General features: G+C 57.8%; 13 protein-coding genes. 3 read left to right on the top strand and 10 right to left on the bottom strand.

Translation table 11 applies throughout. The features are described 5' to 3' along the window. Positions 1–15 precede the first annotated feature (15 nt). Positions 16–174 carry a hypothetical protein gene (locus Q672_RS34275; RefSeq protein WP_022985518.1) on the top strand — a complete coding sequence of 53 codons (159 nt, stop codon included), beginning with the start codon at positions 16–18 and terminating at the stop codon, positions 172–174. Between the two features lie 3 nt (positions 175–177). Here the strand turns inward: Q672_RS34275 and Q672_RS26555 are convergent, their stop codons facing one another. Further along, the gene (locus Q672_RS26555) at positions 178–654 is read right to left on the bottom strand and encodes a glutathione peroxidase (protein ID WP_022985519.1); all 477 of its coding nucleotides are present in this window, start codon (positions 652–654) and stop codon (positions 178–180) included. 37 nt (positions 655–691) lie between these two features. Beyond that, positions 692–1,363 (bottom strand): type 1 glutamine amidotransferase domain-containing protein, encoded by a 672-nt coding sequence (locus tag Q672_RS26560; RefSeq protein WP_022985520.1) that lies wholly within the window; start codon positions 1,361–1,363, stop codon positions 692–694. Positions 1,364–1,482: 119 nt separating this feature from the next. Here Q672_RS26560 and Q672_RS26565 point away from each other — a divergent pair, with 119 nt between their 5' ends. Continuing rightward, a complete protein-coding gene (locus Q672_RS26565; RefSeq protein WP_022985521.1) occupies positions 1,483–2,832 on the top strand; it encodes a deoxyguanosinetriphosphate triphosphohydrolase in 1,350 nt (449 codons plus the stop codon). A gap of 102 nt (positions 2,833–2,934) precedes the next feature. Here the strand turns inward: Q672_RS26565 and Q672_RS26570 are convergent, their stop codons facing one another. From Q672_RS26570 to Q672_RS26595, 7 genes are all read right to left on the bottom strand, one after another. Next, positions 2,935–3,639, bottom strand: a complete 705-nt coding sequence (locus Q672_RS26570) for a hypothetical protein (protein ID WP_022985522.1) — start codon at positions 3,637–3,639, stop codon at positions 2,935–2,937. A 40-nt stretch (positions 3,640–3,679) separates the two neighbouring features. After that, positions 3,680–5,869 carry an InlB B-repeat-containing protein gene (locus Q672_RS26575; RefSeq protein WP_022985523.1) on the bottom strand — a complete coding sequence of 730 codons (2,190 nt, stop codon included), beginning with the start codon at positions 5,867–5,869 and terminating at the stop codon, positions 3,680–3,682. Positions 5,870–5,988: 119 nt separating this feature from the next. Next, on the bottom strand, positions 5,989–6,489 hold the full coding sequence (locus Q672_RS33805) for an NUDIX hydrolase (protein WP_022985524.1): 501 nt from the start codon (positions 6,487–6,489) through the stop codon (positions 5,989–5,991). Between the two features lie 213 nt (positions 6,490–6,702). Beyond that, complete coding sequence (locus Q672_RS26580) at positions 6,703–7,605, bottom strand: endonuclease/exonuclease/phosphatase family protein (protein ID WP_022985525.1); 903 nt, start codon at positions 7,603–7,605, stop codon at positions 6,703–6,705. 3 nt (positions 7,606–7,608) lie between these two features. Beyond that, on the bottom strand, positions 7,609–8,244 hold the full coding sequence (locus tag Q672_RS26585; RefSeq protein WP_022985526.1) for a thiol:disulfide interchange protein DsbA/DsbL: 636 nt from the start codon (positions 8,242–8,244) through the stop codon (positions 7,609–7,611). A 194-nt stretch (positions 8,245–8,438) separates the two neighbouring features. Then, a complete protein-coding gene (locus tag Q672_RS26590; RefSeq protein ID WP_022985527.1) occupies positions 8,439–9,089 on the bottom strand; it encodes a c-type cytochrome in 651 nt (216 codons plus the stop codon). A gap of 24 nt (positions 9,090–9,113) precedes the next feature. Beyond that, on the bottom strand, positions 9,114–9,380 hold the full coding sequence (locus Q672_RS26595; protein WP_022985528.1) for a c-type cytochrome: 267 nt from the start codon (positions 9,378–9,380) through the stop codon (positions 9,114–9,116). 206 nt (positions 9,381–9,586) lie between these two features. On the opposite strand from Q672_RS26595, the gene yihA reads away from it, so the two are divergent. Continuing rightward, the gene (gene yihA, locus Q672_RS26600) at positions 9,587–10,237 is read left to right on the top strand and encodes a ribosome biogenesis GTP-binding protein YihA/YsxC (protein WP_022985529.1); all 651 of its coding nucleotides are present in this window, start codon (positions 9,587–9,589) and stop codon (positions 10,235–10,237) included. Positions 10,238–11,061: 824 nt separating this feature from the next. Here the strand turns inward: yihA and Q672_RS26605 are convergent. Further along, positions 11,062–11,394, bottom strand: a complete 333-nt coding sequence (locus Q672_RS26605) for a Na+/H+ antiporter subunit G (RefSeq protein WP_022985530.1) — start codon at positions 11,392–11,394, stop codon at positions 11,062–11,064. Positions 11,395–11,414 lie beyond the last annotated feature (20 nt).

Raw genomic sequence — 11,414 nt, forward strand, 5'->3', positions numbered from 1 at the left:
GAGAGAGCACACACCATGAACTGGGTCCCGATCATTCTGCTCGTGTTCAAGCTGGTCGTATTCGGCGTCGGCATGTTCTTCGCCATCAAGTGGCATTACGACCAGGACAAGAAACTGAAGAAGCAGGCACGCTCCCCTGCCGTTGCGAGAGAGGAGCGCGACGCAAGACGCTGATGCCTACAGCAGCTTCTCGATGTCCTTGCGGATCGCTTCCGGCTTGTCGGTGGGGGCATAGCGCTTGATCACCTTGCCCTCCTTGTTCACCAGGAACTTGGTGAAATTCCACTTGATGCCCTTGCTGCCCAGCACCCCTGGCGCTTCCTGTTTCAGGTAGGTGTACAACGGGTGGGCGTTGTCACCATTCACATCGATCTTGTCGAACATGGTGAAACTGACGCCGTAGTTTTTCTGACAGAAAGCCCCGATTTCATCCGCCGCGCCCGGCTCCTGCTTGCCAAACTGGTTACAGGGAAACCCGAGGATCTCCAGCCCCTTGTCCTTGAGGTCGTCATAAAGGCCTTCCAGCCCTTCAAACTGCGGCGTGAAACCGCATTTGCTGGCGGTATTCACAATCAGCATGACCTTGCCCTGGAAATCAGCCAGGTTTTTCTCATCGCCACTCAAGGTGGTAGCAGAATAATCGTAGATCCCCATCGTTTCTCCGTTTCCCTGTTTTGCCGGATACCGGCGGTTACTCTGAAAGCGCGTTAATGACCGCCCGGGCCACCGCCTCACTGGACTGTGGATTCTGGCCGGTTACCAGCTTGCCATCCGTGATCGCGTGCGCAACAAACTTGTCAGCCAGATCCAGTGTTGCCCCCAACTCTTCCAGTCGGGTGGCCAACAGGAACGGCATCACTTCATCCAGCCCGACCTCACGCTCTTCCTCGTTGGTGAAGCAGGCAACGGTACGGTTCTGTACCAGCGGGGAGCCATCTTCATTACGCAACCCCACCAGCGCCGCCGGGCCATGACACACCGCGCCCAGCAGGCCGCCATCCGCCCAGGTACGCTCCATCACCGCGGCCACCAACGGATTATCCGGCATATCGAACATGGCGCCATGGCCACCCGGGACAAAGACACCGCTAAAACCGTCTTCCCAGACATCTTCCAGCGCACGGGTATCCTGCAGCTGATCGATCGCCTCGCTCCATTGCGTCTTCTGGTCATCATCGGGAACCGAGTTCGGGTCCACCGGGATCTTGCCTCCGCGAGGGCTGGCCACCACCAGCGGCACCTGTTGTTCCCGGAACAGCAGATAAGGGACGGCGAACTCCTCCAGCCACAGCCCTGTTTGCTGCCCCTGCCCCATCTGGGATGCGCTGGTGACCAGCATCAGTAACGGTTTATCCAGACTCATGAAGATCTCCCTTGCCGTATATTCTGTTCATCACAGCACCGCCCGTGGCAACATGCCGTGAGTGATTACCGTGGGACTTTGCCACGCGTTTCTCAAGGGATAACCGAGACTTTTACAATATGGATTGGCACGTACTGTTGAACAAGGCCCGCCTGGGCGGACGAAGCGCCAAGGACGAAAGCGGCCGTACCGCCTTCCTGCGTGACCATGACAAGATCATATTTTCCGGGGCCTTCCGCCGGCTGGCCCGCAAGACCCAGGTGCACCCGCTGGCCACCAACGACCATGTCCACAACCGCCTGACCCATTCCCTGGAAGTGTCGTGCGTTGGCCGCACCCTGGGTATCCGCGCCGGTGAGCGGCTGCATAGCAAGCATTTGCTCCCCGACACCATCAGTGCCACCGACTTCGGCGACATCGTCCAGTCTGCGTGTCTGGCCCACGACATTGGCAACCCGCCGTTTGGGCATACTGGCGAGCGCGCCATTCGCGCCTGGTTCCAGGAACGGGGTCAGCACTTTCTGGACCTGCTACCGACACGCCAGCAAAGCGACCTGACGTTTTTCGAGGGTAATGCCCAGGGGTTTCGCATCCTCACCAAAAGCGAATATCACCAGTATGACGACGGCATGCGTCTCACCTACGCCACGCTCGCCACTTTCCTCAAGTACCCCTGGCTGTCTGCCGATGCCTCGGAGAGTAACAAACCCGGCAAATACAGCGCCTTCGTCTCAGAAGCATCCGCTTTCCAGGAAGTGGCAACGGCAACCGGCCTGCGTGAACTTTCCCCTGGACGCTACTGCCGCCATCCGCTGGCTTACCTGATGGAGGCGGCAGATGATTTCTGCTACGCCATCATTGATCTGGAAGATGGTCTGGAAATGGACCTGCTGCACTGGGATGAAGTCTACGCCTTGCTGCAGCCTGCTCTCCCCGATACCCGTGAGGTCAGCGAACTGATTCATTCCGACCTGCGCGATGGCCGCAAGGCGGCGCTATTGCGCGGCAAGATCATCGAGCGATTTATTGAAGCAGGGGTCGAAGCGTTTGTCGCCAACCATGAACGTCTGTTACTCGGCCGCATGGAGGGGGATCTGATCAGCCATTGCGAACCGGCGGTGCGAGATGTAGTGGAGAACGCCAAACAACTGGCCCGCTCAAAAGTGTTCGAGCATCCCCGCAAGATCGAACTGGAAATTGGAGCCTTCGAAGTCATGGGCGCCCTGCTCGACGGGCTGATCGAAGCCGCCGTATCCCACGCTCGTAACAGTGCCAGAAACTATCGCCATGAACGCATCATCGATTTGATTGGCCGTCACAGCTTCCCCGATAATCTGGAACAATTACCGGAGCAGGAAAGGATCTATCAATGCATCATGCGCGCACTGGATTTTCTGGCGGGCATGACAGACAACTACGCCACTTATCTGGCTAAACAGTTTTCGGGAATGGCGGAGACGCGTTACTAACCCGAAAACGCCCCCTCTACACAAAACGAGACGCTCTACGGCTACTTCCAGGACACAAAAAAGGGGGCAAATGCCCCCTTCCTCGTTCAGTTTCAATGCGGATTATTCCACCACGGGCAAACGCACCCCGATAGCGATTGAATGCTCGTAATCACTATTGGTGCCGTACTCGTCGCTCTCCTGCTCAATAGAAGAACTCGTCAGAATAATCAGCTCTCCATTCATGGAAACCAGGAAATCCTCACTGTCTTCTTCTTCCGGGAACGTCACGGCGAGCACGTTGCCATCCAACGACCAACTACCCTGGTTAGTGAATGTCTCGGGGCCATCAACAAAGTCATCTACACGGTGCTCACAGACAAACGTATCAGGCTGGGTTTCTTCGCAATCATCTTTGTCCAGACCGATTTCCCGACCCGCTTCCTGCCATTGCTCAGACAGGCTGCCATCCTCGTTGAACGTAATCACGCTGGTACCGCCAAAGCCCTCAAGATAGCCAGAACTATGGGGGCTCAAGGCGTCATGATGGGTACCGATAATATTGCCCACAAACATTACCTTGTAAGTGGAGCCCGCAATCTTGTCTTCCAGGGAACCGCCGGTGCCAGCTGCATCCTCCAGCGCGCTAATACGCTCATTATTGTCATTGATCGCAGAAACAAGCGCCGCAAAGTTGCCGTTCACCTCGCTCGCCAACGCCGGGGTGTTGGCGTTGAATTGCGTTACATCCCCTTCAGTCACTTCCGAAGCCATCGCATTGGCGCTCAGCACGGCGGCGGTGAGGCCAGTCAGAATCATCTTTTTCATGTCTCTTACCCTCTAAGGTTATGTCCTTTAACCAATGGCCTCACTGCCAGTTGGCTTGATCCCAGTTAAATTCGTTCCAGAACGCGCCGGTTGGGCCCGAACCGTCTTCCACAAAACTCACCACCACCTCACAGTCCGCAACAATCTCACCGGTGGTATAGGTTGTGCCGTCCACATTCAGGGAGCCGCCACAGCCACTGATGGTATTGACCTCATAGCCTTCACTCGGGGTGACCGTCAGCTCCCTGACATCGCCGTGCCCCACACCCTCCAGGTTCTCGCCGGAAATCATCCCGTTGTCACCCTGTACCGTGGCGGTAACGGTGTAAGTCTTCTCTTCGAAGGTCGCTTCCACTGAACAGGCAGCAGTAATGGTGGATGTGGTAAAGGTGTTGCCCTCAAGCGTCCCCCCACAACCGGTCACACCGGTCAGCTGATAGCCTTCATCTGCGGTCACCGTGAATACCTGGCTATCGCCGTGGTTAACCATGGGGTTGGCTGGCGAGAAGCTGCCATTGGCTGCGATCGTGGTTACCTGGTATTGCAGCGGATCGAAAGTCACTGCCACGGAACAATTGCCTGTGATGCCCGCAGTGGTGTAAGTGCTGCCTTCCAGGCTGCCGCCACAGGTGCCACCAACGGCGCCAATCTGGTGCCCTTCGTCAGGCGTCAGCGTAAAGCTGGCCGAACTACCATGCTCAACCGTTGCACTGGATTGCGAGGCGGTGCCATTGCCCGTGACTTGGGCAGTCACGGTATAGCTCATCAGACTCAGTACCGCTTCTACCTGACAGGCTTCAGTCACCGGGCCAACGGTGTAGCCACCATTCTGGCCGGTAGCAGCAACCTCACAGGTATCCCCAGCCACCGAGTCCACCTGGTAGCCCATCATCGCAGTCAGTGTCAGCGAACCATTCTGGCCATGGCCTACCGTCAGCGAATCAGGATCAAAACTCCCTTCACCCACGACATTGGTCGTTACCGCATATTGTTTCAGGGCAAAGCTCGGGGTGAGAGTACAGGCTGCCGTGATCGCCCCCGTTGTGTAGGTGGTCCCTTCAAGCGAACCCCCACACCCCTCTACGCCCAGCAGGTCATAGCCTTCATCGATACTGATCTCGAACTCGGTGCTGTCACCGTGATCCACCAGCGCCGAACCGGGCAGCACCGCGCCACCCGTCACCGAAGCTGTGCTCACTTCGTATTCATTAATGACAAACGATACAGACAGACTACAGGTGGCCTCGATGGCATCGGTGGTAAAGATCCCGCCCTCCAGGTCCCCGTCACAACCTGTCACCGTATCAATGCTGTAACCGGTGTCCGGTGTAATGGTGAAGTCGACCGTGGCACCGCCCAACACCGACACCGACGCCGGCGACACGCTACCGTTGCTACCGGCTGCAGCGGACAGCGTGTAGCTAGCGACACCAAGCTCTTCATTCTCGGACGCGTAGTCGTTGATCGCATCCACCAGATCACTGCTGCTGGTATCTGGCAGGGTCCCGGCATTGTCACCGATGGTGATATTGCTCCCGTCCTTCTTGCCATCCACGACGCCATCGGAGGCATCCTCAATGAGCGCGATCACGGTTTCAAACGGGTCGGTAGAGCCGCTCAGGGTGTTCGCCTGGGTAGAGAGCCCTCCCAGCACCGCAGCGTACTGCTTGGCGGCGGCATCATCGCCGCTGGTTGCAGGAACGGTAGTCAGCGGATCGAAAGACACCCCCAACACGTCGTCAAGCACATCACGACCTGCGTTGACGCCATCATCCAGGGTTGCTTCCGCGTTGGCCGCCAGGTGCTCACGGGCGGCCCGCACCAGCAATTCGCTCACCGGCGTTACCGCTGCAGTCTCCGCCCCTGCGGGGAGGAACGAGTTCAAACTACCCGCATTGACGGTGGCGCCTGTGGCTTCATCCTCATAGGTGCCTCCTGACGCCTCGATCAACAGTGGGCGAGCCACCGAGTCCGGAATCGTCACGGACCAGCTGCCATCCGCCGCGGTGGTGATCGGACCGGCGACCGCGTCCCCGGTCTTGTTGCCTGTGGCATCCATGCTGTAGAGGTAAAGTGTTGCGCCAGCGACAGGCCCCTTGGTCACGGCACCGTCCACGCTGGACTTTGCAGACGGCGTCGACGAGGCATCGCCACTGCTGCCTCCACCGCCGCCGCATCCGGCGATGGCAATAGCCATCGCCAGGCTGGCGATTCTGAATGTTCCCTTCATGTGTGATATCTCCAATCACCCCGATTGACGTTGCCCAATCATTAGAAGGGAGTCATATACCGTGCGCATCACCCATATGGGGTATGCACTGCAGTACCGGCCTTAAACCGCTAACAGAATCAGGGGGAAGGAGGCAGCGACAGCTGTTCGTCGAGCACATTGAGGAAAAGTTCGAACTGGTAGGGAAAGCGCCAATCATCCTTGCGTAATTGCGCCGGGGAATACCACCCCATGGCGCTTACCTCCAGCCGTGATGACTCCGGCACAGGGAGAGGAGCGTTGACAGTCTGCGCATCTGCGGGATAACAACGATAAAGATGAAAACCGTTCTTCATCACCTGTACACGCGGCCCGACCACCACCTCAATCCCTGTCTCTTCACGGGTTTCCCGATAAGCGGTGCACTGTGCCAGTTCACCGGCCTCCAGCGTCCCGCCCGGCACACCCAGCTTGCCGCCCCAGCGATGTGTAATCAGCAACACCTTGTCGTCCTGAACAATCAGACAACCTGCATTGGCACGGCGATCATCCTCTTCACCCGGCACGCGCGGGCAATCCGCCAGGGCCCCAAACGCGGGCAGCAGAAGCAGGGCAACGATGATCAAACGATTGAGGGTCATGAGGATAGCCTGACGCTTTCAAATGACGCTGTCATGGCATTTTGCTGGCTGTTTGGGGGGCTATCCAGCGCTCTGGAAGAGTGAACAGTTAACAGTGAATAGTGAACAGCGAAAACGACACCCGGTTTTCAGGCGCCGGCACTCGCTTAACCAGTGGTGCGCGGCCTCAGGCCGTTGAGTAAGCCCAATGCGCTAACGCGCAACTATTCACTGTTAACTGATCAGCGGCAGCCGGTGTTCCCGGGTCGCGGCAATCACCTCGTCAGGCACAATGATTTCGGTGGCCAGTGGCAGGTGATCCGAGAGTCGGCAGTCTTCCAGTACCCGTGTGTGCTGGCTCTCCAGACCCGGAGACAAGAGGATATGGTCGATGTGGCGGTCCGGTGCCCAACTGGGATAGGTGTTGAGGTTGTCCGCTTCCACGGTAACCAGTCCCAGCTCTGCCAATGGTGATGCATACAGGTGCTCAAGGCGGCAGTTAAAGTCGCCCATCATCACCACATACTTATAGTCGCGCAGCATCCGTTTCAGGTAAGCCAGCTGGGTATTACGCACCTTCTCTCCCAGCGCCAGATGCGCCACCACCACCACCAACGGCTGGATGGGGTGACCATACTTGATCACGATGGCACCCCGCCCGGGCAAGCCAGGCAAACGGTGATCGGTGACTTCGAAGGGCTGCAAACGGCTCAGAAAGCCGTTGCTGAACTGGCCGAGGCGGCCAAGATTACGATTGAGCTGCTGATGCCAGAACGCAAAATCGCCCATGGAGGCCAGATGCACCAGCTGGTTCATGTTACGCGAACGCAAGCTGCCACCATCCACTTCCTGCAGGCCCACCACGTCAAAGTGGCTAAGCACCCCGGCAATCTGTTCGATGGTCTCGATACTGCGCGGGTGCGCAACAAGATGCTTCCAGCTGCCAGTGATGTAGTCACCGAACTTCTGGCTACCGATGCCGGCCTGAATGTTGAAGCTGAGCAACTTCAGGCGATTATCGGGTAATCGCACTTCACGGGTCTGGCGCGTCTTGCGAGCGCCCTCCCGAACGAAGGAAAAGCCCGCAGGGCGGGCTTTCCAGTCACGGTACGCGGTGCGAGCCTTATCCAGCAGCATGGATCAACCGCCGTTCTTTTCCTTGTTGGCCAGATATTCGATGACCTGGAACAGCTCATTATTGTCTTTCAGGTTCTGGCGCAGGATCAGGTACTTGCCGTTCACCACAAAGTTCGGCACACCAGGAATCTTGTAGGTGCGGGTCAGGGCGTCCGCCTGACGGATCTTGGTGGACACCCCGAACGAGCTGTACAGCTTGTTGAACTGCTCTGGCTCTACACCGTACTTACGGAAAAAGTTGGCCAGTGCTGGCTCGCTGAACAAGGGCTCGCGGTGCTTGTGAATCGCATCAAACAGCGGCGCGTGGATCTGGTCTACCAGCCCCATGGCCTCTTCCACATAATAGGCACGAGCCAGCGGCTCGGCGTTACGCAGGAAAAGAACCGGAGTGCGAACATAGTCGATATAGTCCGGCTTTTCCTCCAACCAGGCATCTACTGCCGGCTCCAGGGAGTAACAGTGGGGGCAGCCGTAGGAGAAAAACTCCCGCACTTCTACCTTGCTGGGGTCATCCACGCTCCCGGGCACATCCAGGATCTTGTAGTGGGTATCCACGGCGAAACGGGCATGATCATCAGCGGCAGAGGCCGCAGTAACCAGTCCCAACGTCAGCAGCAAAGCCGTCACAAAGCGAAGCATTCATCCTCTCCTTTTTGTTAATGTCCGGTAGTGTGACCACCGGCAGGCATTTTTTATCCTGAAACGCACCGTAATAACGCCTTTTCTACCGATCAGGTAAGGCGTTGTTCGGATACGCCCCGGTATCTTTTCACGTTAGCCACAAAAAAGGCAGCCCGAAGGCTGCCTTTTCTACAAACCGTAACCGGATAGCCTTACTTGGACAGCCCGGAAATAAAGCTGGCCACGGCCTTGATCTGGGTATCGCTCATTTCTGCCGCGATAGTCTGCATCATACCCGGCTCTTCGCCGCTAGCATCGTTGGTGCGCTTGATCAGGTTATCACCCAGATCATTACGGCCCGCGGCACGGAACGCCTTGAGCTGGTCTTCCACGTACTGGGCATTCTGACCTGCCAGGTGCGGGTACTGGGCCGCATCAATGCCCTGGCCTGCCGGGCCATGACAGCCGGAACAGGCGGGAAGATTATTGCCTGCGTCACCGCCACGGTAGAGCCGCTCGCCCAGCTCGACCAGGTCCGGATTGGCCTGACCGGCTTCCGCTTCCTGGGCTGCGTAATAGGCCGCGATGTCCTGCATGTCCTGCTCACTCATGCCTGCTACCTGACCCGCCATGATGGCATTGTCACGTGCACCGGACTTGAAATCCTGCAGCTGCTTGACCAGGTAGGCTTCGCCCTGCCCAGCCAGTTTCGGGTACATGGCGATCGTGGCGTTACCGCCCTGACCGTGGCAAGCCGCACACGGGGCCGCTTTGGCTTCACCGGCTTCAGCATCACCGGCCGCCATGGCCGGGGTGGCTACCACAGCAGCAGCCAGCAGCACGAACAGTTTTGCAAACTTCATGGCCTATCCTTAAACAACAGCGTCTTATTTGGCTTTTGACATGTACTCGATCAGAGCACGGTATTCTTCATCGCTACAGTCGTTGCACATGCCTTTGGGCGGCATGGCGTTAAACCCTTCTCTGGCGTGCTTCACCATGGTGTCCATGCCTTTTTCCAGGCGGGGCTTCCAGGCAGCTTCATCGTGGGATTTTGGCGCACCGGCGGCGCCGTTGGAATGACAGAAAGTGCAGCTACTGGCGTAACGTTCCTCAACCGTTGCTGCATGTGCAGCCCCCACGGTCAGAACCATTGCTAAACCTGCTACCCAACCCTTCATATCGTGTCCTCTGCTAAGCTGGCATCACCGCTGGCGAAGTGGGTTTGCCTTTCCGGGCAAACCCTTGTAGAACGTCCGCGGTCTCACCCTGACCGAGACCGGCGCCGGGATTATATACCAGTCTTGCAGGTCCCGTCATATTCCATGTGAATGGTAAGGATAAACAATAGAGGCCCAGAATGGCACAGCACCCCGTGGAAACCCTGCTGCATCAGGCCCGCTTTCTGCAAAGCGCCCAGCGCCTGGATCAGTGCCCGGCGGATGAAGGCCGGGAAGTGGCCTTTGCCGGCCGCTCCAATGCCGGCAAATCCAGCGCCATCAACCGTCTGACCAGCCAGCGCACCCTGGCCAGAACTTCCAAGACCCCGGGCCGTACCCAGCTAATCAACTTCTTTGAGCTGGATGACACCCGCCGGCTGGTTGACCTGCCCGGATACGGCTACGCCAAAGTCGCCAAGACCAAGCGCAACGAGTGGCAACAACACCTGGATCATTACCTGGCTGAACGCCAGGCGCTGATTGGCCTGGTCTTGATGATGGACATCCGCCATCCGCTCAAGGACTTCGATCTGCTGATGCTGGAATGGTCTGCCCAGGCCAACATGCCTCTGCACATTCTCATGACCAAGGCCGACAAGCTGAAATTCGGTGCCGCCAAGAGCACCCTGCTCAAGGTCAAGAGCCAGCTCAAGAACCACCCCGCCCCGTTGAGCCTGCAATTGTTCTCGGCCACCAATGGTACAGGCTGCGAAGACGCCTGGAACAAGCTGGGTGAATGGCTGGAGGTGGAGGGGTTCGGAGCCGATCAGCCTGTGACGCCCGAGGCCTGACGCCAATCCCACAGGAGCGGTCGTTCGACCGCGAAACACCCTCCGCAGCGAATCGCGGTGGAACCACCGGTCCCACAGTGAAATCGGGATTTTGGGGTCTGGGTCTGCGGCGCCTGACTTTTCTCCAGGCAAAAAAAATCCCTGGCAGCAATCTAGGGGGAAGGGAACGACTGTGCTGCCAGGGAGGCTTGCCGCCCCGGTCTTTTTGGGGGAAAAGACCGGGGACATTAGCGACGAACCGGTGAGGGTACTGGGGGATCGGGGGTTCCGGCCCGTCGCTGTAGATAAGATGCCCGCTTTCCCGGAAAGTTCCATCCCCCCGAAAGTATTTTTTGCAGACTTTTTTCCATCCTGTCGATCTGCGTCACAAAACTGGCGAGAAATGGCACCTCGGCCCCCTCTCGGTGCATAAAGGCGCCGGGCAAATACGGCCCGAGGGGGCTAGTTCATTGAATAAAAAGCAATTCTTTCAGGCAGGGAAAAGTGGCACAGCAGTTGCTTAATGATTAACCAAACACGCTTCTCTTGTCTGGCAGCCTAAACGCCAGGCAAAAAAATCCCTGGCAGCAATCTTGGGGGAAGGGAACGACTGCGCTGCCAGGGAGGCTTGCCGCCCTAATCTCTGGGGAGAGATCAGGGAGTCCAAATAAGCTACGAACCGGCTGAGGGTACTGGGGGATCGGGGGGTGCCAATCCGTAGCTATTTCTTATGACCGCCCCGGTTTTTCGAAAGTTCCAACCCGTCCGAGCTTTTACAAATTTTACGATCGAACTCAGCAGCCCGCCGTAGTAGCGTCACTGGCAGCGGGCAGCTCGCAGCTCCCCTACTGCTTCCAGGGCTCACCGCGCGTTCCTTTCATCCGCTTGAGATCCCGATGCATCGCCGCCTTCGCCAACATATGGGCCGATACCGGCGCGGTAATAAACAGGAACAAGGTGATCAATACCTCATGGAGCTGCAGCCCGCGCTCCTGCCATGAGAAAAACAGCAACGACGCCACAATGGCACCGCCCACGCCCAGAGTCGTGGCTTTGGTCGGACCATGCAGCCGGGTGTAGAAGTCCGGCAGCCGTGCCAGGCCAATAGAGCCCACCAGAGCAAACACGCCGCCGATCATCACGAAGGCAGAAACCAGCCACTCAATCAATGTGTCCATCTTGTCTTCTCCTGCAAGCC

Source organism: Alcanivorax sp. P2S70 (assembly GCF_000475295.1).
GTDB classification, from domain to species: domain Bacteria; phylum Pseudomonadota; class Gammaproteobacteria; order Pseudomonadales; family Alcanivoracaceae; genus Alcanivorax; species Alcanivorax profundi.